Annotated in this window: 26 protein-coding genes and 1 tRNA gene; 17 read left to right on the top strand and 10 right to left on the bottom strand. The window is 29.9% G+C overall.

Features of this window, described 5'->3' with window-relative positions; translation table 11 throughout:
- Window positions 1–69: 69 nt before the first annotated feature.
- From FBF21_RS06505 to FBF21_RS06495, 3 genes are all read left to right on the top strand, one after another.
- Window positions 70–744: a response regulator transcription factor gene (locus tag FBF21_RS06505; RefSeq protein WP_002853196.1), complete on the top strand. Its 675-nt coding sequence runs from the start codon at window positions 70–72 to the stop codon at window positions 742–744.
- Window positions 741–1,988, top strand: coding sequence for an ArsS family sensor histidine kinase (locus FBF21_RS06500; protein ID WP_002853241.1), 1,248 nt, complete (start codon window positions 741–743; stop codon window positions 1,986–1,988). Before FBF21_RS06505 ends, FBF21_RS06500 begins: the two co-directional genes overlap by 4 nt.
- A 92-nt stretch (window positions 1,989–2,080) precedes the next feature.
- Window positions 2,081–2,155 (top strand) — tRNA-Asn (locus FBF21_RS06495).
- A gap of 91 nt (window positions 2,156–2,246) precedes the next feature.
- On the opposite strand, the gene FBF21_RS06490 is transcribed toward FBF21_RS06495, so the two are convergent.
- Both FBF21_RS06490 and FBF21_RS06485 read right to left on the bottom strand, forming a co-directional pair.
- The gene (locus tag FBF21_RS06490) at window positions 2,247–2,495 is read right to left on the bottom strand and encodes a ribbon-helix-helix domain-containing protein (protein WP_002853192.1); all 249 of its coding nucleotides are present in this window, start codon (window positions 2,493–2,495) and stop codon (window positions 2,247–2,249) included.
- Window positions 2,496–2,505: 10 nt separating this feature from the next.
- The gene (locus tag FBF21_RS06485; RefSeq protein ID WP_002859294.1) at window positions 2,506–3,105 is read right to left on the bottom strand and encodes a bacteriohemerythrin; all 600 of its coding nucleotides are present in this window, start codon (window positions 3,103–3,105) and stop codon (window positions 2,506–2,508) included.
- A gap of 147 nt (window positions 3,106–3,252) precedes the next feature.
- Here FBF21_RS06485 and dccR point away from each other — a divergent pair, with 147 nt between their 5' ends.
- The gene (dccR, locus tag FBF21_RS06480) at window positions 3,253–3,918 is read left to right on the top strand and encodes a two-component system response regulator DccR (RefSeq protein WP_002853205.1); all 666 of its coding nucleotides are present in this window, start codon (window positions 3,253–3,255) and stop codon (window positions 3,916–3,918) included.
- On the top strand, window positions 3,911–5,101 hold the full coding sequence (dccS, locus tag FBF21_RS06475; RefSeq protein ID WP_002918043.1) for a two-component system sensor histidine kinase DccS: 1,191 nt from the start codon (window positions 3,911–3,913) through the stop codon (window positions 5,099–5,101). Before dccR ends, dccS begins: the two co-directional genes overlap by 8 nt.
- A 42-nt stretch (window positions 5,102–5,143) precedes the next feature.
- Here dccS and groL read toward each other — a convergent pair whose 3' ends face one another.
- A complete protein-coding gene (gene groL / locus FBF21_RS06470; protein ID WP_002858047.1) occupies window positions 5,144–6,781 on the bottom strand; it encodes a chaperonin GroEL in 1,638 nt (545 codons plus the stop codon).
- 21 nt (window positions 6,782–6,802) lie between these two features.
- Complete coding sequence (gene groES, locus FBF21_RS06465; RefSeq protein ID WP_002825273.1) at window positions 6,803–7,063, bottom strand: co-chaperone GroES; 261 nt, start codon at window positions 7,061–7,063, stop codon at window positions 6,803–6,805.
- A gap of 161 nt (window positions 7,064–7,224) precedes the next feature.
- Between groES and FBF21_RS06460 the strand changes: the two genes are divergently transcribed.
- Genes FBF21_RS06460 through FBF21_RS06445 form a run of 4 tightly spaced genes read left to right on the top strand, consistent with a single transcriptional unit; the run spans window position 7,225 to window position 11,234 of the window.
- Complete coding sequence (locus FBF21_RS06460) at window positions 7,225–9,765, top strand: hypothetical protein (RefSeq protein ID WP_002886010.1); 2,541 nt, start codon at window positions 7,225–7,227, stop codon at window positions 9,763–9,765.
- Window positions 9,766–9,773: 8 nt separating this feature from the next.
- The gene (locus FBF21_RS06455; protein ID WP_002859289.1) at window positions 9,774–10,385 is read left to right on the top strand and encodes a riboflavin synthase; all 612 of its coding nucleotides are present in this window, start codon (window positions 9,774–9,776) and stop codon (window positions 10,383–10,385) included.
- The gene (locus FBF21_RS06450; RefSeq protein WP_002859288.1) at window positions 10,349–11,029 is read left to right on the top strand and encodes a polyphenol oxidase family protein; all 681 of its coding nucleotides are present in this window, start codon (window positions 10,349–10,351) and stop codon (window positions 11,027–11,029) included. The genes FBF21_RS06455 and FBF21_RS06450 overlap by 37 nt, the downstream gene beginning before the upstream one ends.
- Window position 11,030: 1 nt before the next feature.
- Window positions 11,031–11,234 (top strand): hypothetical protein, encoded by a 204-nt coding sequence (locus tag FBF21_RS06445; RefSeq protein WP_002859287.1) that lies wholly within the window; start codon window positions 11,031–11,033, stop codon window positions 11,232–11,234.
- On the opposite strand, the gene FBF21_RS06440 is transcribed toward FBF21_RS06445, so the two are convergent.
- Window positions 11,231–12,391, bottom strand: a complete 1,161-nt coding sequence (locus tag FBF21_RS06440; RefSeq protein ID WP_002852845.1) for a M23 family metallopeptidase — start codon at window positions 12,389–12,391, stop codon at window positions 11,231–11,233. The two genes, FBF21_RS06445 and FBF21_RS06440, sit on opposite strands and share 4 nt — an antisense overlap.
- A gap of 121 nt (window positions 12,392–12,512) precedes the next feature.
- On the opposite strand from FBF21_RS06440, the gene FBF21_RS06435 reads away from it, so the two are divergent.
- Genes FBF21_RS06435 through FBF21_RS06425 form a run of 3 tightly spaced genes read left to right on the top strand, consistent with a single transcriptional unit; the run spans window position 12,513 to window position 15,433 of the window.
- Window positions 12,513–13,238 (top strand): plasminogen-binding N-terminal domain-containing protein, encoded by a 726-nt coding sequence (locus FBF21_RS06435; RefSeq protein ID WP_002860442.1) that lies wholly within the window; start codon window positions 12,513–12,515, stop codon window positions 13,236–13,238.
- A gap of 2 nt (window positions 13,239–13,240) precedes the next feature.
- Window positions 13,241–14,623, top strand: a complete 1,383-nt coding sequence (locus FBF21_RS06430) for an FAD-linked oxidase C-terminal domain-containing protein (RefSeq protein ID WP_002855885.1) — start codon at window positions 13,241–13,243, stop codon at window positions 14,621–14,623.
- 3 nt (window positions 14,624–14,626) lie between these two features.
- On the top strand, window positions 14,627–15,433 hold the full coding sequence (locus FBF21_RS06425) for a YihY/virulence factor BrkB family protein (RefSeq protein ID WP_002852725.1): 807 nt from the start codon (window positions 14,627–14,629) through the stop codon (window positions 15,431–15,433).
- On the opposite strand, the gene FBF21_RS06420 is transcribed toward FBF21_RS06425, so the two are convergent.
- The 4 genes from FBF21_RS06420 to FBF21_RS06405 are packed head-to-tail and all read right to left on the bottom strand — an operon-like array spanning window position 15,377 to window position 19,302.
- The gene (locus tag FBF21_RS06420; RefSeq protein WP_002867371.1) at window positions 15,377–16,636 is read right to left on the bottom strand and encodes a ComEC/Rec2 family competence protein; all 1,260 of its coding nucleotides are present in this window, start codon (window positions 16,634–16,636) and stop codon (window positions 15,377–15,379) included. The genes FBF21_RS06425 and FBF21_RS06420 overlap by 57 nt on opposite strands.
- Entirely contained in the window at window positions 16,636–17,193 is a 558-nt protein-coding gene (locus FBF21_RS06415) for a DedA family protein (RefSeq protein ID WP_002852823.1), read from the bottom strand. Before FBF21_RS06415 ends, FBF21_RS06420 begins: the two co-directional genes overlap by 1 nt.
- Window positions 17,194–17,201: 8 nt before the next feature.
- Window positions 17,202–18,755 (bottom strand): ribonuclease Y, encoded by a 1,554-nt coding sequence (gene rny, locus FBF21_RS06410; RefSeq protein ID WP_002869639.1) that lies wholly within the window; start codon window positions 18,753–18,755, stop codon window positions 17,202–17,204.
- Window positions 18,676–19,302 (bottom strand): 5-formyltetrahydrofolate cyclo-ligase, encoded by a 627-nt coding sequence (locus FBF21_RS06405; protein ID WP_002860439.1) that lies wholly within the window; start codon window positions 19,300–19,302, stop codon window positions 18,676–18,678. The genes rny and FBF21_RS06405 overlap by 80 nt, the downstream gene beginning before the upstream one ends.
- An 82-nt stretch (window positions 19,303–19,384) precedes the next feature.
- Between FBF21_RS06405 and FBF21_RS06400 the strand changes: the two genes are divergently transcribed.
- From FBF21_RS06400 to FBF21_RS06380, 5 genes are all read left to right on the top strand, one after another.
- Window positions 19,385–19,942: a TlpA disulfide reductase family protein gene (locus FBF21_RS06400; RefSeq protein ID WP_002869638.1), complete on the top strand. Its 558-nt coding sequence runs from the start codon at window positions 19,385–19,387 to the stop codon at window positions 19,940–19,942.
- Entirely contained in the window at window positions 19,942–20,808 is an 867-nt protein-coding gene (gene ftsY / locus FBF21_RS06395) for a signal recognition particle-docking protein FtsY (protein ID WP_002852840.1), read from the top strand. Before FBF21_RS06400 ends, ftsY begins: the two co-directional genes overlap by 1 nt.
- Window positions 20,808–22,148: a DNA repair protein RadA gene (radA, locus tag FBF21_RS06390; protein WP_002859284.1), complete on the top strand. Its 1,341-nt coding sequence runs from the start codon at window positions 20,808–20,810 to the stop codon at window positions 22,146–22,148. The genes ftsY and radA overlap by 1 nt, the downstream gene beginning before the upstream one ends.
- Window positions 22,149–22,216: 68 nt before the next feature.
- On the top strand, window positions 22,217–22,897 hold the full coding sequence (locus tag FBF21_RS06385; protein ID WP_002852750.1) for a F0F1 ATP synthase subunit A: 681 nt from the start codon (window positions 22,217–22,219) through the stop codon (window positions 22,895–22,897).
- Entirely contained in the window at window positions 22,894–23,085 is a 192-nt protein-coding gene (locus FBF21_RS06380; RefSeq protein ID WP_002852856.1) for a membrane protein, read from the top strand. The genes FBF21_RS06385 and FBF21_RS06380 overlap by 4 nt, the downstream gene beginning before the upstream one ends.
- 21 nt (window positions 23,086–23,106) lie before the next feature.
- On the opposite strand, the gene metF is transcribed toward FBF21_RS06380, so the two are convergent.
- The gene (gene metF, locus FBF21_RS06375) at window positions 23,107–23,955 is read right to left on the bottom strand and encodes a methylenetetrahydrofolate reductase [NAD(P)H] (protein WP_002860436.1); all 849 of its coding nucleotides are present in this window, start codon (window positions 23,953–23,955) and stop codon (window positions 23,107–23,109) included.
- Window positions 23,956–23,958: the final 3 nt, after the last annotated feature.

The following is a 23,958-nucleotide window of genomic DNA, read 5'->3' as shown; positions in this document are numbered from 1 at the left end:
CGGAAGGATTTTCCTTTCGTTATAAATTTTAGTTTAAAATTAAAATTAAGTTTAAAATAAAGGAAAACTATGACAAATATTCTTATGATAGAAGATGATTTAGAATTAGCAGAAATTACAGCTGAATATTTGGAAAAATTTGATATGAAAGTTGATATAGCTCATGAACCTTATATAGGTCTTTCTAAGCTTGCATTAAAAGAATATCAGCTTATCATTTTAGACCTTTCTTTGCCAGGGCTTGATGGGCTTGAAGTGTGTGAAGAGATTCGTAAAAAGTATGATACGCCTATTATTGTTTCAAGCGCAAGACATGATATTACAGATAAGGTTAATGCTTTAGAGCTTGGAGCAGATGATTACCTACCAAAACCTTATAATCCAAAAGAATTACAAGCACGTATTAAAAGTCATTTAAGACGTATTTCAAATACAAAAAGCGCCATAGCAAAAAGCGTAAAAGATCTTGTTTATGATCAATATAAGCATATTATTACCATGAAAGGACAAGAGCTTACTTTAACTAATGCTGAATTTGATATTTTAAGCTATTTGATTAAAAAAGAGGGTGGAGTGGTAAGTCGTGAAGAGCTTGTTTATAATTGTTCTTCTATTAGTGAGGATTCTAGTAATAAAAGTATAGATGTTATTATCAGTAGAATTCGTCAAAAGATGGGAGATGATCCAAAAACTCCAAAATATATTCACTCTATACGTGGAATAGGTTATAAGCTTACTCAATGAATAAATCTTCGATTTTTTATACTATAACTTTTATTTTTATTTTTGCTGGGGTTAGTGTTATACTTGGCTTTTTGTGGCTTATAGAATACGATCAGCAAAATTATACTAGAGAATTAAACACAAAATATTCTTTGATAGCTAATGCAAGGCTCTTAAATTTTGCAGGAGTTATCAGTGAAAAAGAATTTGAAGAGCAGACAAAAAATTATAATAAAATGGATGAGATAACAGAAGCAAAGCAGATCCGTAAAATTCTTTTTAGAGGTGATGTTTTAGCTAGGGTTGAGGTTAACAATGGCTTAATCGAGATTATTTCTTATAATAGACAGGTGTATTTAAATATTATTTATGATGGAAAGGTTTATCTTTATAAGGATCAAGATTATCAAACCTATAGGTATTTTATTATCAAAGCTATAGCTGTAGCTGTGATTTGTATTCTTGTATTGCTTTATATTTATATATTTAAAAAATTAAAACCACTTAAAAGACTTAAAAAACAAATTGATAAATTTGCCCAAGGAAAGCTTGGTGATATAGAAGATGTAAGCACTGGGGTGGATGAAATTTCACAAGTAAGTGAAGCTTTTTATCAAGCTATTGTTCAAATTCGAAAGTTAAACCAATCTCGTCAGTTTTTTTTAAGAAATATTATGCATGAACTCAAAACTCCTATTACTAAAGGGCTCTTAACTTTAGAAATGATAGAAGATAATAAATATAAAGAGCGCTTAAATGGGGTTTTTACTAGACTTGAAATTTTAATTAATGAATTTGCTGCTATTGAGCAAATTACTTCAGGGGCTGCTTTTATAAATAGAAAAAAATACAATATTTTAGATGTTTTAGATGAAGCCAAAGAAATTGCAATGCGAGATGATAGCAATATACGTATTTTTATGGAAGAAAGTTTTTTTGTAAATGTGGATTTTAAACTTTTTACTACGGCGATTAAAAATATGATAGATAATGGTATTAAACATTCTGAAGATGGGTTTGTGCAAATTGATATTATAGATGATTATATTTGTTTTAAAAATCGTGGTCCTGAGCTTAACAATACTTTAGAATACTATACTCAAGCTTTTACTCAAGGATCAAAACAAAAATCAAGTTTTGGATTAGGGCTTTATATTGTAAATACTATTTTAGAAACACATGGAATGAAGCTTGATTATTTATATGAAGATGGGGTAAATTTGTTTTATTTTAGAAATTTAAAAAGTGTTATTGTTAAGGAGTAAATTAATTTTTTTACATAAAAAATGCATTTTTGTGAAAAAACCCTTGACAAAGTTTTTTAATTTCACTATAATCACATTTTACTTTTAAATATTCCGGATTAGCTCAGCGGTAGAGTAGTCGGCTGTTAACCGATTGGTCGTAGGTTCGAATCCTACATCCGGAGCCACTTTTTTAACTCCATTTTTAATATTCATAAATGTATTTTAATATAAAAAATTAATAAGTCTTTATCACAAAAAAAATTGTGATAAAGTTTTTTATTTTGTTTGTTTAAGATTTTTGACAATTTTATCTATTTTTTTACTTGCCTTTTGATAATCCCCATCTTTAAGTTCTTCTAGGGCATTAACAGCAAAAGAAAAATCTTCAACTTCATTAAGATAAGCCTCTATGGCTTCTTTTACTATGGTTGATTTTGGTTTAGAAAGATTTTTACTTAAATTATCCAAACGCTCCTTAAGCTCTAAAGGCATTCTAAAAGAATAAGTTTTTACATTGCGTTTCATTTTATCCTCCTTAAGAATATTTTTTGTAAAATTTTATAGCTTGTTTACAAGTTTTACAAGTAAATTTATGACCTTGTAATTCTATTTTTTGATGAATGCTATAAGGAACATCGTGAATTTTACCAGGACAATTACAGGTATAAAGATAAAATTGTGGATGCTCATTATCTTCATCTTCTGCTGCTTCAAAGCTAACATCGCCACCATCATCTGTAGACAAAGAAGAACTTCTCCATTTTTCAACTTTCATGTCTTCATATAGTATGTGTTCTAAAAGCCACTTTTTAGCCACTATATAAAGTTTTTCTTTAAGATCATTGGTTGATTTGATATCTTTGATTAAATTAATCATGGTTTGGATGATTTCTTTATGTATTTTTCGATGTTCTTCTAAATTTGGATAGCCTATTAGCTGCATGTATTTTTCTTCATCATTAAAGTGATCTTTCATATAATTAAAAAATTCAGCCAAAAGTTCTTTGACTTCATTTTTACTTACAGATCTATCTGATACAACTTCAACTTTTGCAGCAAGTTTAAAAAGCTTTTTATGCTGCTCATCAATTTTAGCATTGTGCACACTATAGCTGTTATCCCATTTTGGAAGCATTTTAACTCCTTAAGGAAAAATTTATTTGTATGAAAGGATTATAGATAAAAATAAATTAAATAAAAATGAAATTTTATTAAATAATTGATAAGAATTTTGATACAATGATATATATTTAAGAGATTTGAAGTTAGAAAGATTTAAATTATGGCTGCTAAAATTTTACTTTTAGAAGATGATTTGAGCTTGAGTGAGATCATTGAAGAGTTTTTAAACGATGAGGGATATGAAGTATTTTTATGCGATAATGCGCAAGAAGCTTTAGATATGGCTTATGAAAGATATTTTGATCTTTGGATTTTAGATGTAAAAGTTCCTTTAGGAGATGGATTTTCATTACTTAAAGAATTAAGAAAAAGCGGAAAGCAAACTCCAGCAATTTTCATGACTTCTTTAAACACAACAAACGATTTAAAACAAGGCTTTGACGCAGGTTGTGATGATTATATAAAAAAACCTTTTGAACTTGCCGAGTTATCTATCAGGGTTAAAGCTTTGCTTAAAAGAGCTTTTTCACATAAAAATGAAGATTTTGAAGATTTAGGAGATGGATTTAGATTTGAATTTACTACACAAATTCTTTACCATAATAATAAAGCCTTGACTTTACCGAGTAAAGAAATTAAGCTTTTGTCTTTATTACTTAAAAATAAAAACAACTTTTTAAGTACAGAGAGAATTTTTGAAGAACTCTGGGATTATGATGAGGAGCCTAGTGAGCTAAGTTTAAGGGCTTATGTGAAAAATTTACGTAAAATTTTAGGAAAAGAAAAAATTATAAATCAAAGAGGCAGGGGATATTGCTATGGCTAAAAAAGTCATTAGGCAAATTTTATTAATCTACCTAACAACTACAGGTATTTTTTTAACGATTTTTTTTGCATTATGGTATCAAAAATTATATGAAGAATTAGTTGTTTTAAAGGGTACCACTTTGAGAGAAAATCATAGAAACATTGTTATAAGCATCTTAAATTCTCGTTTTACCCCTATAGATATAAGTGCAAAAAATATTGCTCAAAGCACAGCACTAAAATTTGCTATATTTGATGCTAAAAAGATTGTTTTTAGTAATATAGATTTTGATTTAAGAAAGGCAAAGATAGAGCTTAAAGGTAGAGGTATTTGTGATAATAAGGTTTTTTTCCTTGCTCCTATGAGTGCAGATCATTATTTTTTAAGACATGCTAGCAATGAAGAAGTAAATACTAACGATGGTTTGCAAATTTTAATACAGGGTGAAGATGTTGGCAAAGATCTTTTTTGGATTAGAACGAAAGTTTTTAGTTTTGCTATTATGGCTTTTTGCATATTGGGTTTAATATCTTATATTTTAGTAAAAATTGCTCTAAAGCCTTTGGAGGATAAAATCAGCATACTAAATCGTTTTATTAAAGATTCAACTCATGAACTCAATACCCCATTAAGTGTTATTTTGATGAGTATAGAACAACTTGAGCATCAAAATTTAGGAGATAATACTAAATTTACAAGGATTAAGCTTGCTGCAAAAAGTTTGTCTCAAGTGTACTCTGATCTTGTTTTTTATAATTTCCCTAATACCTTAGAAACAGAAAAACAAAAATTTGATTTAAGAATACTACTTGAAGAAAGATTGGAATATTTTAAAGTATTTTTTGAGCAAAAAAAAATTACACTAAAGCTTGATTTAAATCAAGCAAATATTTTTGCTCCTAAAAGTCAAATTTCTAAATTGATTGATAATCTTATAAGCAATGCTATTAAATACAATAAAAAAGGTGGAGTAATTTCTATAATTTTAAAAGCCAATTTTTTAAGTATTGCGGATACAGGTTGTGGAATTTCAAAGTCAAATTTAAATCATATTTTTGATAGATATACAAGATTTAATACCGATCAAGGAGGATTTGGTATAGGGCTTTCTTTGGTAAAAAAAGTTTGTGATGATAATGATATTAAGATTATTTGCGAATCTGTAGAAAATCAAGGGAGTGTTTTTAAATTAAATTGGTAATCAGCAAGGAAAATCCTTGCTGATAAGAGGTTAGAGTAGATATTACATCATTCCGCCCATGCCACCCATTCCTCCCATACCGCTCATATCTGGCATAGTAGGTTTATCTTCTTTAATTTCACTAATTGTTGCTTCTGTGGTTAAAAGCATACTAGCTACAGAAACTGCATTGAGTAAAGCTACTCTTTCTACTTTAACAGGATCGATAATTCCACTTTCAAGCATATTAACATATTCACCTTTTGCAGCATCAAATCCTGTGTTTTCATCTTTAGCATTTTCTACGCTATTTACAACCACACCTGCATCAAATCCTGCATTTTCAGCAATTTGTCTTAAAGGTGCTCTTAAAGCTCTTTCAACGATAGCTGCGCCAATTGCTTCATCACCCTGTAAATCAAGTTTGATTTTAGCTTTTGCTTTGATAAGCGCTGCACCACCACCGATTACTATACCTTCTTCAACTGCTGCTTTAGTAGCGCTTAAAGCATCGTCAACGCGATCTTTTTTCTCTTTCATTTCAGTTTCAGTTGCTGCACCTACTTTAATAACTGCAACACCACCACTTAATTTTGCAAGTCTTTCTTGTAATTTTTCTCTGTCATAATCTGAAGTTGTTTCAGCAATTTGTGCTTTGATTTGATTGACTCTCGCATCAATATTTGCTTTTTCGCCTGCACCATTTACTATGGTTGTATTGTCTTTATCGATGATTACACTAGAAGCTTGTCCAAGATCTTGTATAGTCGCACTTTCAAGAGTTCTTCCAAGTTCTTCAGAAATCACTTCTCCACCTGTTAAAATCGCTATATCTTCAAGCATAGCTTTTCTTCTATCGCCAAAACCTGGAGCTTTCACTGCTGAAATATTAAGAACACCGCGAAGTTTATTTACAACCAAAGTTGCAAGCGCTTCACCTTCAATATCTTCAGCGATAATTAAAAGTGGTTTGCCTGTTTTTTGAATTTGTTCTAAAACCGGTAATAAATCTTTTAAATTTGTAATTTTTTTATCAAAAAGCAGGATATAAGGGCTTGAAAGCTCTACTGTCATTTTTTCTGCATTAGTGATAAAATAAGGGCTTAAATAACCTCTGTCAAATTGCATACCTTCAACTACATTTAATTCATCATTGATTGATTTTGCCTCTTCAACAGTGATAACACCATCTTTGCCCACTTTTTCCATAGCATCAGCGATTAAATTTCCGATTTTTTCATCAGAGTTGGCTGAAATTGTAGCAACTTGTGCAATTTCTTTTTTATCTTTTACTTCGCGAGAAAGTTTTTTAAGTTCTGCTACTATAGCTTCGCAAGCTTTATCCATACCGCGTTTTACTTCGATAGGATTTGCACCTGCTGTGATATTTCTTAAACCTTCTTTGAAAATTGCATGAGCTAAAACCGTTGCAGTAGTTGTTCCATCGCCTGCTTGATCAGCTGTTTTACTCGCTACTTCTCTTACGAGTGAAGCACCCATATTTTCAAGACTATCTTTAAGCTCTACTTCTTTAGCAACACTTACGCCATCTTTAGTAATGCTTGGAGCACCAAAGCTTTTTTGGATTAAAACATTGCGTCCTCTTGGCCCCATAGTTACTTTTACCGCGTCATTAAGTTTTTTAACGCCCTCATAAAGTTTATTTCTTGCTTCATCTGAAAAAATAATTTCTTTTGCCATTTTTTATCCTTATTTTATAAATTATTTTAAAATTCCTAAGATATCATCTAAATTTAAAACTAAATATTCATTATTATCAAGTTTAATTTCTGTTCCACCGTATTTAGCAAACACGATTTTATCACCATTTGCAATATCAGTGATTTCTTTACTTACTGCTACTACTTCACCCATTAAAGGCTTTTCTTTAGCATTATCTGGTATAATTATGCCTGAGGCTGTTGTTTTAGTTTCTTCTACGCGTTTGACTAGAACACGCTTTCCTAAAGGTTGAAAATTCATTTTTGTCCATCCTTAAAAATATTGATTTTAGCACTCTTTTATTTAGAGTGATAATATCATACTATAAAAAATGAATTTTGTCAATACTTTAAATTAAAATATTTATAAAAGTTTAGTTTTATAGACTAAAGTTATTTTATAAAATAAACTAAAGGATAAAAATGAAAAAGATTTTTTATGGAGTTATAGCTTTTGTTGTTGTGCTTTTGATTGCTATTTATACCATACTTTTCACAAGTTTTGGTAATAATATAGTGGCAAATATAGCGCAAAAAAAGATCAAAGAAAGTGCGGGATTAGATGTAAATATCACGCATTTTAATTTACGTTTTTCAAGCCTTGAATTGCAAGCAAATATCGCAAATATGGCAGATTTTAATCTTCAGGGAGCTTTGAGTCCTTTTAAGCTTGGATTTGATCTTGACTATCTTATTTCTTTAAAGCAAAATTATGCTAAAAATTTAGGTTTAAATTTAAATCAAAACCTTTCTTTTGGCGGTAAAATTCAAGGCAAGGCAAGTGATTTTACTTTAGATGGAAGGGGTTACTTACTAGGTTCAAATGTACTTTTAAATGTGAGAATGTATAATTACAGCCCTATCGCTTTAAATTTAGATGCAAAAAATCTTAAGATAGAAGAAATACTTCATCTTTTATCTTATCCTAGTTATGCTAAAGGTTTTTTAAATGCTCAGGCAAAAATTTCAGCACAGAATTTAAAACCTGATGGAAATATTATCATAAAACTTGATACAAGCTATATAAACTACGAGGCGATAAAAAAAGATTTTTCTTTAGACTTGCCTTTAAATTCTAATCCTAAAGCAGAAATTTTAGCCAATGTTAAAGAAGATAAGATTTATGCTGTAAGTAAAATTTACAATGATTATCTTAACTTACAAACCCAAAAAACTCTTTATGATATGAGTAAGAATATTTTAAGTACTGATTTTAATTTAAATATTCCTTCTCTTGCAAAGCTTGAAAAACTTACAAAAACTAGATTAAATGGTAGTTTGGGCGTGATAGGCGAAACAAGTGTTGTAAATAATGCCTTATCAAGTTTAAATGCTCAAGTTATCGGACTTGGTGGAGAGGTAAAGGCAAGTTTGAAACATAATAAAATTTTTGCAGATATTAATGAAGCAAGTTTGGAAAAATTATTAGCTCTTGCAGGATATGGAGCTTTAGTTTCTGGAAATTTAAATGCTAAACTTTTAAATGCGGATTTGGATTTTTCTAATTTCGATCTTGAGGCAAAAATAAACAATGCAAAGATTAACACCAATGAGCTTAAAAAAATTGCTAAAATAGAACTTCCAAATACAATTTTTAGTCTTGATGCTAAAGCAAATGCAAAAAATAGTAATATTTCTTACAATGCTTTACTTGCTTCAAATTTACTTAATATCAAAAAACTTCAAGGAACTTATAATTTAAAAAATAGTGAGTTAAATACAGATTTAAATGCTTTTATTGATGATTTGTCTCAGTTTAGTGCTATAGCGGGACAAAAATTACAAGGTAAGGCAGATCTTAATGCAAAAGCTCATATTATAGGTACTCAAATACAAAATTTAAATGCAAATGCAAATTTGGCAGATGGCGTAATCAAAGCTGATTCAAATGGTAAAAAACTTGATTTGAACATTGATAAACTTGATTTATCTAAACTTTTTGTTATAGCAGGTATGCCAAATTATGCCAGTGGGGTTGTTAATGCAAAAGTTAATTTAGATAATATCGATTTTAACAACCTTAATGGTAAAGCAAATTTAGAGGCTAAAGGCATTTTAAATGCTGCAACTTTAAGTAAAATTTTAAATAAAAATTTTCCAAACAATACAAGTTATGATTTAAATACCAAAATTAATTTTAAAAACAATATCGCTCAATTTGATTCTGTTTTAAATTCATCTTTAGCTGATCTTACAAAACTACAAGGAAGTTTTGATATAAGTAAGATGCTTTTAAATTCGGATTTTAATTTAAAGATAAATGATTTTTCAAAACTAGGCTTTTTGTTAGATAGAAAACTTAAAGGTAAGGCAGAATTTAATGGAAAGGTAGGTTTTGATAAGAGTTTAAATTTTGTTGTAAATAGTCCAAATTTATTTGAAGGAAAACTTCAAAGCACATTTAAAGATAACCTTTTACTTGCTGATTTAAACGGAGTGGATTTAAGTAGTCTAGCTCAGGGTTTGGATTTTATGGATATTTATCAAGGTAAGGCGGACATGAAGGCAAATTACAATCTTTTAAGCGAAGAAGGCGAGGTTAATTTGGATATGAAAGAGGGTAAATTAAAACCAAATCTTATTACCAATGCTTTAAAAATTTTAACATTAAAAGATATTACAGATGATGTTTATCGTACTGCTAATGCTAAAGCTTTGATTAAAAAAGAAAATATCAAGCTTGATCTTAATATGCAAGCAGATCGTTCTTATATTTTAGTACAATCAGGAGCTTTAAATTCTAAAAGTGGAGCTTTAAATTTGCCTTTTGATATTAAACTCGATAGAGCTAATTTTAAAGGAAGTATTACAGGAACTACAGAAAATCCTAAAGTAAATTTAAATGCAGGAAGTGTTTTAAATTCTATTAAAAATGTAGTAGGTGGCGGCGTGAGTGATGGTGCTAAAAATACAGGCAATAAAGTGGATAAAGCGGTAAATAAATTATTAAATAAGATTTTCTAAGGTAAAAAATGTTTAATGGACTCATAAGAGAAATTGCCAAAGTTCAATCTTATCAAAACAATACTTTAAGTTTAACAGCTAAGCATCGTCCAAATCTTGGCGATAGTATAGCTGTAAATGGAGCTTGTTTGAGTGTGACAAAACTTTATGAGGGAGGTTTTGAAGTGGAACTTTCTCGCGAAAGTCGCACTCATATAGCTATAGAGAATTTAAAAGATAAAGTTCATATAGAACCTGCTTTAAGATATGGCGATAGAATCGATGGACATCTTATGCAAGGGCATATTGATTTTATTGGTATACTTGAAAAGATTCAAAAGGATGAAAATGGAGTGGATTTTCATATAACTTTACCTAAAGAAGCTATGAAATTTATGGCAGAAAAAGGAAGTATAGCTGTTGATGGGGTAAGCCTTACTATCAATGAAATTTTAAAAAATGGTATTAGGCTTACTATTATTCCTATTACTTTTAAAGAAACGCTTTTTAAGGACTATCAAGTAGGTAGAAAAATAAATATAGAAAGCGATTTGCTTGCTCGTTATATTTATGCACAATTACAAGGTAAAAACAAAGGATTATCATGGGAAGAAGTGGAAAGAATTTCTTATCTTTATTAGAAAATGATAAAGTCGGTATTTTTTGTGCTTTTGATAAGGATTATAATGTTTTTAGGGCTAAAATTCATAATGAGAATTTATTTTCTCATTTAGGTTTTAAAGATATTGAAAAATGTGTTTTTATGGATCAAATTCACTCTCATAAAGTTATCATTTATGATGAAAATTTAAAAAATCTCAGTTGTGATGGACTTATAAGTAAAGAAAAAAATACTGCTCTTTGTGTCTTAAGTGCGGATTGTCTGCCTTTGATCTTATATCATGAAAGTGGCATTATAGCAGCTTTGCATTCAGGTAGAAAAGGAAGCTTTGAAAATATCCTAAAAGAATGCGTTGATCAAATTACTATGCAAAATTCACATTTAGATAAGAATAAATTTCATCTTTTTATTTTACCTGGAATTTGTGCTAAAAATTATGAAATAGATGGAGAAATTTTAGAATTTGCTAAAAAAGAATTTAAAGAATTTGTTCAAGATAATAAACTTGATTTAAAAGCCTTGGTAAAATTTCAAGCTCAAAATTTAGGCATTGAAAATATTAAAGATTGTGGAATTTGTAGTTTTGATGATGAGAGTTTTTTTTCTTATCGTCGCGATAAAACGCCTAAGCGTTTTGTGAGCGTGGTTTATTTAAAGGATTAAAATGTATGAAAGAAAAGATTTAAGAGTGTTAAAAATCATTCAAAAAGCTAGAGAATTTGGCGATGGGGATTTGTTAAATGAAGCTTTGGTGAAACAATTAATTGATGCAGATTTTTGTGAAATTAGTGAAAAAGAAAAAGAAGAGCTTGCAACTCTTCTAAATTCTTTAATCAATGCAAAAGATAAAGCGTTGTTGAGTAATTAAAATTCTATATAGTTTTCAAAATCTTCTTCTTTTGGGGGATTAGGTTGATTCGAGGCTAGGGCTTCTTTAACAACCTGCTCGTATCCAGCTATGATATGTTTAAAATTCTCTTTTGCTTTTCCACTAAGTTCTGATTTGGCGATTTTTACAACAGATGCAGGATTTATAGCTTTATTATTTAAATATACTCCAAAATGCAAATGAGGCCCTGTGCTCATACCTGTTGAACCAACATATGCAATTACTTGTCCTTGATTTACCTTTTGTCCGTTTTTAATTTTTGCAAAACGACTAAGATGAGCATATAAAGTCATATAACCTGAGTCATGCTTGATTTGAATTACATTTCCATAACCACCTTTTGTGCCTATAAAGGTTACTACTCCTTTGCCAGCACTTTTCACAGGAGTTCCAGTAGGTGCAGCATAGTCTATACCAAGATGGGCACGATAGCGTTTTAATATAGGATGATATCTTGCTGTTGTAAAAGGAGAAGAAATTCTAGTGTAATTCACAGGTTTTGTAAGTAAAAAAGATTCTAATTCTTTGCCATCACGATCATAGAATATATCATTATAAGAAAAGACTTCTCTAGCGCTTTTATTGATTTCTACCATTGCCATTTTTATATTTATATCACCCCAAAGTTTACCCATGCGTCTTTTTTGTTCATAATATAGGGTTACTTCATCACCTTTTTGGATATTGCGAAAATTTATACTTCCTCGAAAAGCACGAACCATAGCACGAGCTAAAGTACTGCTACCACTTTCTTCATAGACATCTTGATAAGCAGAGCTTTTAATGGTTAAATGTAAAATTCTATCTTCTTTTTGATAAGATACAGGAGTAAAAGCAAGAGTGTATTGTCCATCTTTATCTTTATAGATATGAATTTGTAAATCATCGCTAATTGGAATTAAAACTTGTTCTATGTTGTTGTTTTCATCTTTTAAAACTTGATATTTTATTTTATAGGCTATATCAGAAGCAAGTTCTTGATCTTCTCTATCAAGTCCATAATAAAGCGACATAGGTATGGAATTTCTTTGTAAGAATTTAAGCAAGGTATCTCCATTATCCCAAGTTAGCTCTTCAACACTTAAAGCTGCAAAACTTTGAACAACAAAAATAAATAAAAGCAATAATTTTTTCATGAGATAACCTTAATTTTTAAAAGAATTTTGAAATTTGAAAGCTATATTTTACTTTATTTTTCTTACAATTGCTTAACAAAAAAGGATTATAATTCTATAAATTTTTATTTAAGGAGCAAATTTGTTTAAAACTATAGTGTGTTTTTTAGCTTTAAACCTTAGCCTCTTTGCGGTTGGATTTGATTTAAAACCTATAAAAAGTGAACTTGTAAAAGTTGATGATATTTATGGTTATATTAAAGATAGTGATGATATAAAACTTTATTCAAGTGGCGTAGTAGTGCAACATTTTAGCAATTCGCAAAGTATCATCGCTAGAGCAAGTGTTATAGATAAAAAAAATGGTTTGGCAAAATTAGAATTTAGTGTTTTTTCAGCTCTTAAGCAAGATGCTTTGCCTTTACCAAATGTTTTACCTAAAGTAGGTGATGAGGTTGTTTTAAATTTTCTTTATGATAGAGGATTGGTAATTGCTCCTGATGAACAAACTTATAATGAACTTGTTAGAGAATTTCCGCAGATATATTTTACCCATATTGATATTTTTGGAGCACAATTAATTAGAACGGCTACTCTTTCTCCTAAGCGTTCAGATCTTAGGCAATTTTGTGATGATAATGCGGTTGGTATTTTGGTTGTAGCTTTGGAAAATCAAGCAGAAGTTGTGGATTGTCAAGATTTTAATAAGCTTTATGAAGTGCCTATAAGCAAACCAATTAGCGTTCAGGTTCCTTTTTATTCTCGTATAGGTGGATATAAAAGTAATTTTTTTGATTTTAACTCTCAAGAAATAGGAAATTATTATAGATATTATGATGCTTTGATTAATCTTCCTAAGGTGCAATAAACATGAAAAAAGAATTTGAACAATATTTTAAACGATTTTTAGGAGAAGAAAACGCTTATTTTGATGAAATTCACAAAAGAGCTTATAGCTATGATGCGACAAAAAAACATTATTTACCCGATGGGGTTCTTTTTCCAAGAAATGAAGAAGATATTGCTCAAATTTTAAAATTTTGCAATGAAAATAATATCATAGTCATACCTCGAGGCTCAGGATCTGGTTTTACAGGAGGAGCTTTAGCTGTTAATGGCGGGGTGGTGCTTGCTTTTGAAAAGCATATGAATAAAATTTTAGAAATTGATCTTGAAAATTTAGTGGCTGTTGTGCAACCTGGGGTTATTAATATACATTTACAAAAAGAAGTGGCTAAATATGGACTTTTTTACCCACCTGACCCTGCTAGCATGGAGTATTCAAGCTTAGGGGGTAATGTAAGCGAAAATGCTGGGGGAATGAGAGCTGCAAAATATGGCATTACAAAAGATTATGTGATGGCTTTAAGGGCTGTTTTGCCTAGCGGAGAAATCATTCGTGCAGGGAAACGCACTATTAAAGATGTAGCAGGTTATAATTTGGCAGGAATTTTAATCGCTAGTGAAGGTTCTTTGGCAGTTTTAAGTGAGCTTACTTTAAAATTAATACCTTTGCCTAAATTTAAAAAAACTGCTTTTGCTATTTTTCCAAGTGTAAAAAGTGCTATGAATGCGGTTTACAAAAGTCTTGCTAGCGGTGTAAGTCCTGTATCTATGGAATTTTTAGACAATCTTAGCATTAGAGCGGTTGAGAGCAAATTTAATAAAGGTTTGCCTATAGAAGCTGGAGCTATTTTGATTGCTGATGTGGATGGTAATGTTAAAGAGGCTATTGATGAGGATTTAAGAAATTTAGAATATTATTTTTTAGAAGCTGGCGCTAGCGAATTTAAAATAGCAAAAGATGAACAAGAAACCGCAGATATTTGGTTTGCTAGAAGAAATTGTTCTCAAAGCATTGCCATGTATGGAACTTTAAAACTTAATGAAGATATTACAGTTCCGCGTTCTAAACTACCTACTTTGCTTGAAGGTATAGATGAGATTTCTAAAAAATATGGTTTTAAAATTCCTTGTTTTGGACATACAGGGGATGGAAATGTGCATACTAATGTTATGGTTCCTGATAAAAATGATAAAGAGCAGGTGAAAAAAGGCTATGAAGCTGTGGAAGAGATTTTTAAATTAACAGTGAAACTTGGAGGAACTTTAAGCGGAGAGCATGGTATCGGACTCTCTAAGGCACCTTTTATGAATTTAGCTTTTTCTGAAGCCGAAATGAATTTAATGAGAAATATTAAAAAAGCTTTTGATCCAAATAATATACTAAATCCTTTTAAAATGGGACTTTAGAAGGTGAAAAATTTTTTTACTATTTTACTAAATTTGCGTGATAAGGAAATTTTAAATTATGCAGCAGCGCTTAGTTTTTATACTGTATTATCTTTAATACCTATTTTATTTGTATGTTTTTCTGTTTTTACGCAAATTTCCAGTTTTAAAGCTTATTATGAAAAAGCAAAGCAAGTAATTTTTGCTTTTTTAATACCAACGCAACAAGATGTTGTTGCTACCTACATCGATACTTTTTTAAAAAATAGTGTAAATTTGGGTATTGTAGGTCTTATTGCTATGGCATTTACTTCTTTAGCTTTTTTTTCAGGCTATGATTTTGTAATCAATCGCATTACTAAAAATGAACCTAAAGGACTTTGGCAAAGTATTAGTTCTTATTGGACTCTTTTAACTCTTGTTCCTTTGGGGCTTGGGCTTAGTTTTTATATTTCAGGTTTTATCCAACAAACTTTAGATGATTATAAAATAGGGTTTAATTTTTTTGAAATTTTACCCTTTGTAATTATTTGGGGTTTATTTTTTATATCTTATTCAAGTTCTGTTCATAAGGGAACTCTTAAAAGTTTAGCTTTAGTATCTTTTGGAGCGGGTACTATTTGGTATATAGGAAAAAATTTATTTGTATATTACGTGGTATATAATAAAACATACGCTAGCGTTTATGGATCTTTTTCTACTATTTTATTCTTTTTTATTTGGATTTATATTTCTTGGATTATTTATCTTTTTGGGCTTAAACTCTATTATTTTCTAAATCACAATCATAATGAAGGGAATAAAATTCGCAAAAATACAAAGAAAAGCTAGATATTTAAATCGCACAGAGATTAAAGAAGCAATAAGATAACTTATAAAAATCCAAAATGGGATATGGATATTAGTTCCATAAATTTTAAATTTAAAAAATTCATCTAAGATAAAATTGAGCAAATCTCCATAGTTTATAAGATGCAAAAATAATACTAAAGGATAAAATATTACAAAAATTCCACTCAAAATAATACCTAAAATTTGTTGGTAGCTTATAAGTGGAAAAAAATAAAGCACAGGTAAAACCATAGCAAAAAAAGTCCAAATATTAAGCAAAATAATATTTATAAGATTATTAAATTTATTTGCAAAATGATGCATATATAAAAAAATATAAAAAACACCTAAAATAGAAAATAAAAATCCAATACTAAATAAAAGTCTAGGGTAAAGAGAAATGCACAATAAAATACTACAAAAAAGCGTAACGAAATTAATGATTTTTATATTTTTACACAATAGATAAAAAATCCAAAAAGCCATAATCAAGGAGCGCACAAAAGAAGGGACAAATCCTATTAAACAAGCATAAGCTAAAAGTAGTGCAAAAATTAAAATACTTAAATCTAAACGTAAATTTCTATAAGGAAAATATCTTTTTTGGAAAAAACTATAAATTGGAGCTAAAATAAAGAAAATTAAACTAAAAAGTAAGCCTATGTGATAACCGCTAATTGCTATAAGGTGTGCTATACCGTAGTAATTTACATCGTTTCTAAGCTCTAAAGATATGGGCAGTGCAAAAAATAAAGCACCATAAAATTCTTTAATCTTTTCATTTGTATGTTGATTTAAGAAGTAAGATATAATGGGATTGTATTCTTTTTCTTTTAATTTTTCAAAATCATAAGAAGGTGCGTAAAAACTTTTACTCAGATAGTCTTTAAAGTTAATATTATGGGTGATAATTCTAAGGCTTAAAAATTGATTCTTGCTTAAATTTAAATCCTTAAAACTTGTAGTATAAAAAGTGAAGTTTTCAGTTTGTAACTTTAAAACCCAGTATTTTTTATTTTTTTTATTATATTTTATATATTGGTGCGTTAATAGAGCGTTGTCTATAAGGTAATGTTTTTGGTTTTTAAAGTTTAAAAAATTATTATATTCTAAAAGGATATTAAAAATAAAAATAACAACAACAGAGAAAAATAAATAATGAAATTCTTTAAAAGAGTAAGAAAAAGAATTCCATAGAGACATTATTTTTTAGAAAATTTACTTAAATAAAGCCAAATTATTCCGGCTAAAAATAATAAAAATAAAGGAGCAGCATAAGGATATAAACTCAGTTTATCAAAAATTGCTTCAATAACATACCCAAAAGTATAAGCAGCAAAACCTAGAACAATAGCCCATGCCAAACTAGCTAGAGTATTGATAATAAAAAATTTAATAAAATTATATTTTGCCATACCTGCAGCTATGGGAATGAAAGTTTTTAAACCATAAATAAATTTTTGAGTTACAAGTAAAATAATTCCATGTTGTTTTGTTTTTATCATAGCAAGGGCTATCTTGCGTCGGTGTTTTTTAAAATAAGGCATAATGTCTTTTTTGTAATATTTTCCAAGTATAAAAAGCAAAGTTGAACCTATGGTATTAGCAATAAAAGCAAGAGCAATGCAAAAACTAAGATCCATTTTTCCTTGAGAACTTAAAACTCCTGCGGCTAAAATTCCAACCATCCCGCCCCCTAAAGAGTAAAAGAATAAAACAATATAACCATATTTTATTAAAGTATCAATCATATCTTGCATAATAAACCTTATTTAGCGTATTCTACAGCTCTAAGTTCACGTATAACATTGACTTTAATTTCACCAGGATATTGCATTTTTTCTTGAATTTCAGCTGCTATTTCCTTAGCTAAAAGTACACTTTCATCATCATTAACAAGCTGAGCATTGGCTATGACGCGAATTTCTCTTCCGGCATTGATTGCATAGGCATTTTTAATTCCTTCTTTACTTTTAGCGATATCTTCTAGCTCACTGACTCTTTTTAAGAAAGCTTCTAACACTTCTCTTCTAGCTCCAGGTCGTGCAGCACTTAAAGTATCTGCTGCACAAACAGCTGCTGATTCTATGCTTGTAGCTTCTTCGTGTCCATGATGTGCGTAAATAGCATTGATTACTACAGGATGCTCTTTGTAGCGTTTGCAAAGTTCTGCACCTAAATCCACATGAGATCCTTCAAAATCATGGGTTAATGCTTTTCCTATATCATGTAAAATTCCCGCACGACGTGCTAAATTCTCATCTCCACCACACTCAGCAGCAATGATTCCTGCAAGGTGAGCCACTTCCAAAGAATGTGCTAAAGCGTTTTGTCCATAGCTTGCTCGGTATTTGAGTTTTCCTATGAGTTTTACAATTTCAGGGTGTATTTTATTTAAACCTAGATCCATAACTATAGTTTCGCCTTCTTCTAGAATGGCACTATCAAATTCTTTACACACTTTTTCGTGAATTTCTTCTATGCGCGCGGGTTGAATTCTGCCATCTTCAACTAAAAGTTCTATAACTTTTGTAGCAATAGCACGGCGATAAAGATTAAAACAACTTACTATAATAGCACCTGGTGTATCATCGATGATAATATCAACACCTAAAACCATTTCCAAGGTTTTAACATTGCGCCCTTCTTTACCAATGATACGTCCTTTAAGTTCATCGTTTTTAATGTTAATAACATTGATAAGTCTTTCAGCTGCAAATTCACCTGCAAAACGAGAAGTAGCTTGAGCAATGATGAAATTAGCTTTTCTTTTAGCTTCATTTTTTGCTTCTTCTTCATATTTTCTTACTATATGTGCAATTTGCTCGCGAGAATTTTCTTCTGCTTTTTTAAGAATGATTTCTTTGGCTTCATTTTGTGTAAGTCCTGTCGAATGTTCTAAAATTTTTAAAACATCGTCAAGTTTTTCTTGATATTTATTTTTTAATTTATCAACATCAGATTGTAAGTTTTGAATGTGTTTTTGTGACTTGCAAAGGTATTCTTTATCTTCTTTTAGTTTTTCTTCTTCTTGCTGAAGTTTTTGTTCTTTTTTAGAAAGATCATCAAATTTTTGATTAAAATCTTTTTGAATTTTGTGAGTTTTTTCTTCGTATTTTTTTTTAACTTCTAATTCTGCATTAAGAATTGAATTTTTTGCATCTTTTAAAATAAGCTCCGCTTCGTATTCTATAGCTTTGGCTTTAGCTTTGGCTTGTTCTACGAAAATTTCATATTTGGCATCATTGATTTTTTTTGCAACTAAATATCCTATACCGAGTCCGACTATAGCGGCTATAAGTGCGATAAGTGATTCTATCATTTTTTCTTTCTTTCTTGTAATATTTTTTATAAGGGTTTATGTATAATTTTCCTGAAATATCATGCTTTTGTGTTAGATTATTTTGACTTAAAGCATCTATACTTTGGACAAATATTATATGAGGTTTGTAATTTAAATTTTCAAAAAATCTATCATAAAAACCTTGCCCATGTCCTATTCTTTTTAAATTTTTATCGACGCCAATTACAGGCACAATAGCTAAATCAATTTTTGCTTTAAAAAAAGAATCTATAGGCTCTAAAACCCCAAACCTTTTTTTAATAAAAGGCAATCTTAATTTTACAATTTTTAAACTTTTATCTTGCATAAATGGAACAAAAAGTTTGTAATTTTTATTAAGAATATGGCGAAATTTTATTAAGTTTGGTTCATAATGCAAAGGAATAAAAATTAAAATATTTTTAGCTTTAAATAGTTTTATTATTTTAAGACATTCTTTAAATATTTTATAATCTTGTTTGAAATTTAGTTTTGAATGTTTGAAAAGGCGTATTTTTTGCAATGCTCTAAAATCTGTTTTTTCCATTAATATGTCTTTAAAAAAATATTATCTTATGTATGTTATAATTTTAGCATTTTTATAAAGAAGAATAAAGGATTGATAAATAATGAAGATTAAAAAAATACTTTTACTAGTGGCAATATCTTGTTTGTTTGTTGCTTGTAGCAATGATAAAGAAAAACAGCAAAATGATGTAAATTTAAGCACCGAGGCAAGTATAAATCAAAGTGATGATATGAATTTTAAACTTAATTTGATTGATGGAGGATCAATTTCAGTTAAAAAAGAAAATGTCGTTTTAAATTTCAACGATGAAGGTAAGGCAATTTTGTTTGTATTTTTTACCACTTGGTGTACCCCTTGCATTGCTGAAATCCCTCATCTTAATAAATTACAAGAAAAGTATAATAATGATTTTAATATAGTTGGGGTTTTATTAGAAGATAAATCTAACGATGAGATTCAAAAATTTATAGAACAGCATAAAATATCTTATAAAGTCGCTAATGGTGAAAATAACTATCTTTTAGCTAAAGCTTTAGGTGGGGTAAATGGAATTCCTACCATGTTTCTTTACAATAAGCATTCTAAATTGATTAATCAGTATTTAGGGCTTATTCCTGAAGAAATGCTAGAAATCGATATACAAAAGGCTATACTTTAATGTTTAATTTTTTTAAAAAAGGACTTGCAAAAACTCTTGAAAATATTGTTGGGATTAAAGGAGAGAATAAAAAGATAACCAAAGATTTGCTTGAAGAAATTTTGCTTGAAGCAGATGTAAGTTATGAAATAGTTGAAGAGATAATTTATTATTTACCACCTCAAAATGAAGTAAAAAAAGAAGATTTAAAGCGTGTTATGGGTTCTTATTTTCTTTATGAAAAAAAAGAAACCAATCAAGAAAAACCTTTTGTAGAGCTTATTTTAGGAGTAAATGGAGCAGGAAAAACAACAAGTATTGCCAAACTTGCTTATTTATATAAAAACCAAAATCAAAAAGTGATTTTAGGAGCGTGTGATACTTTTAGAGCAGGTGCGATTGAACAATTAAAACTTTGGGCGCAAAAAGTGGATGTAGATATAGTTTTAACTGCACAAGGGCATGATCCTTCAGCGGTTGCTTTTGATACCATTTCTAAAGCAAAAGCAAAGGATTTTGATAGAGTTATTATCGATACAGCAGGGCGTTTGCAAAATCAAAAAAATTTAGCCCATGAGCTTGAAAAAATTGTGAGAATTTCAAACAAAGCTTTAGAAGGTGCACCCCATAGAAAAATTTTAGTTTTAGATGGAACACAGGGAAATGCTGGAATTTTACAAGCTAAAGCTTTTAATGAGCTTGTAAAACTTGATGGTGTGATTATCACAAAGCTTGATGGGACAGCTAAAGGGGGTGCACTTTTTAGTATAGCAAGAGAGCTTGAGCTTCCTATTTTTTATGTAGGCGTGGGTGAGCAAATGACGGATTTGCAAGAATTTAATGCAAGTGCTTATTTAGATACTTTATTAGATCCTATTTTTGAATAATGGCAAAAAATAAAGCACTTTTTGAATGTCAAGCTTGTGGAAATCAACAAAGCAAATGGCTTGGAAAATGTCCTGATTGTGGAGCTTGGGATAGTTTTGTAGAATTAAAAGCTGAGCAAATTAAAGTTTTAAAAGAGCTTGCGCAAGTTAGTATGAAAACAAGTGAAGCTGTTTGTATTGAAGATGTGGAATTAGAACATTTTACAAGATACAGCACAGATGATAATGAGCTTGATTTGGTTTTAGGCGGAGGGCTTGTTGAAGGTTCTTTAGTGCTTATAGGCGGAAGTCCAGGTGTGGGAAAATCTACGCTTTTGTTAAAAATTGCTTCAAATTTAGCCAAACAGGGTAAAAAAGTGCTTTATGTCAGTGGCGAAGAAAGTAAAGCTCAGATTAAATTAAGAGCTGATCGCCTTGAGGCTAATACTCCGAATTTATTTTTACTTACTGAACTTTGCCTTGAAAATATTTTAGAAGAATTACATAAAAAGGATTATAGTATTCTTATCATTGATTCTATACAAACTCTATATTCAAATAAAGTCACTTCAGCAGCAGGAAGCATCACTCAGGTGCGTGAGATTACTTTTGAACTTATGCGTGTTAGCAAGGCTTATAATATCAGTACTTTTATCATAGGGCATATTACTAAAGAAGGTGCTATAGCAGGGCCTAGGGTTCTTGAGCATATGGTAGATGTGGTGCTTTATTTTGAAGGAGATGCCACTAAAGAAATCAGACTTTTAAGAGGCTTTAAAAATCGTTTTGGTGGAACGAATGAAGTAGGTATTTTTGAGATGACTGCTAAGGGTTTGATTAGCGCAAAAGATTTAGCAAATCGTTTTTTTACTCGTGGAAAGGCTATTTCAGGAAGTGCTTTAGGTGTTGTGATGGAAGGATCTCGTGCCTTGGTTTTAGAAGTTCAAGCTTTAGTGTGTGAAAGTTCTTATCCAAAACGCAGCGCTACAGGATATGAAAAAAATCGCTTAGATATGCTTTTGGCTTTGCTTGAAAGAAAACTTGAAATTCCTTTAGGGCATTATGATGTATTTGTAAATATTAGCGGCGGAGTAAAAGTAAGTGAAACTGCTGCGGATTTGGCTGTGGTTGCAGCTATTATTTCAAGTTTTAAAAATCGCCCTTTGAGCAAAGATAGTATTTTTATAGGGGAGCTTAGTTTAAATGGAGAAATTAGAGAGGTTTTTAGCCTTGATACGCGTTTAAAAGAAGCTAAAATGCAAAAATTTAAAAATGCCATTGTTCCTTCTAAGCCTTTGGAAGATATAGGGCTTAAGTGTTTTGTTGCTAAAGAACTTTCACAAGTTTTAGAATGGATGTAAATTTTCATTAAAATATAAGTAAGATTTTGCTAAAATTCCGAGTTTAGAATAAAATTTTTGAGGAAACCATGAAAGATTTATTTTTATTTAGCTCTTTGCTTGATGCAAGTCATACTTTTTCTTATTTTTTTCACATAGGTTTGGTAGCTTTAATTGCTGTTATAGTGGCTATGATGGCTACTCGTTCTATGCAACTTGTTCCACGCGGTATGCAAAATTTAGGCGAGGCTTTTTTAGAGGGAGTTTTATCTATGGGTAGAGATACCATGGGAAGTGAAAAAGGTGCAAGAAAATATCTTCCTTTGGTTGCAACTTTGGGGATTATAGTGTTTTTTAGTAATATTATAGGCATAATACCTGGTTTTCACTCTCCAACTGCAAGTTTAAATTTGACTTTGTCCTTGGCTATTATAGTTTTTGTATATTATCATTTTGAGGGTATTAGGGCGCAAGGTTTTGTAAAGTATTTTGCTCATTTCATGGGACCTATTAAACTTTTAGCTCCTTTGATGTTTCCTATAGAGATAGTCTCTCATCTTTCTCGTGTGGTTTCTTTGTCCTTCCGTTTGTTTGGAAATATTAAAGGTGACGATTTATTTTTGATGGTAATTTTAGCTTTAGTTCCTTATATAGCTCCACTTCCTGCTTATGTGCTTTTAACTTTTATGGCATTTTTACAAGCTTTTATTTTTATGATTTTAACTTATGTATATTTAGCGGGTGCAACTGTTGTTGAGGAAGGTCATTGATCTATATTTTAGAATTTTTCAAAGGTGCATCTTTAGCTTTAATGCTTTTTGGTGCACTTTTCTTCTTTTTTAAATATAATTCTTTTTTCTATCTTTGCTTGGGTATTATACCAGGTTTGCTTTTATCTTTAATTTTTGTTTTACTTATAGAAAACCATAAGCTAAAAAATGAAAATAAGTTAAGATAAAAGCAAAAAATAGTTTATTTTCTAAGCATGAAGCTCTTCTTTAAGCAAATGCTTTACAGCTTCATAAATTTTAATAGCCGCTTTGGATTTATTCATAGTATAAAGATGAATTCCATCTACACCACTTGTGATTAAATCGACAATTTGATCGCAAGCATACGCGATACCTGCATCTTCTAAAGCCAAAGTATTATTTTCATATTTTTCTAAAATTTTAACAAATTTAGGAGGGATTTTAGCTCCGCAAAGTTGAGAAATTTTTAAAACCTGTCTTTTGTTAGTAATAGGCATAATACCTGCGTAAATAGGTATGTCAATACCTGCTAAAGCACAATTTTGTTTAAAAGTATAAAAATCTTCATTATCGTAAAAAAGTTGAGTAATGAGCTTATCTGTTCCTGCATTTACCTTAGTTTTAAGATGGTGTATATCCTCGATGAAATTTTTAGATTCATTATGTTTTTCGGGATAGCATGCGGCATAAATTTCAAAGTATTCTTGTTTTTTTATAAAAGAAATTAAATCACTAGCATAAGAAAAATCTTTGCTTTTTTCTAAATTCTCACATATATCGCCTCTTAGGGCAAGAATTTGATTAAGATTTTTTTCTTTGCATTTTTGAAGTATCTGAATGATTTTTTCTTTACTAGAATGGATGCAAGGTAAATGTACTATGCTAGGAATTTGATATTCTTCCTGGATTAAGCTTGCAATTTCTAAAGTGTTTTGTGAGTTAATAGAGCCTCCAGCTCCAAAGGTTACGCTGATAAAATTAGGGCTTAATTGCCCTAAATCATCTAAGATAGCATGAAGATTTTTGATATTTTCATCCTTTCTTGGTGGAAAAACTTCAAAAGAAAAACTACACATGAA

Source organism: Campylobacter sp. CFSAN093238 (assembly GCF_012898015.1).
Classification (GTDB): Bacteria; Campylobacterota; Campylobacteria; order Campylobacterales; family Campylobacteraceae; genus Campylobacter_D; species Campylobacter_D jejuni.
This window is presented reverse-complemented; position numbering and strand designations above follow the sequence as displayed.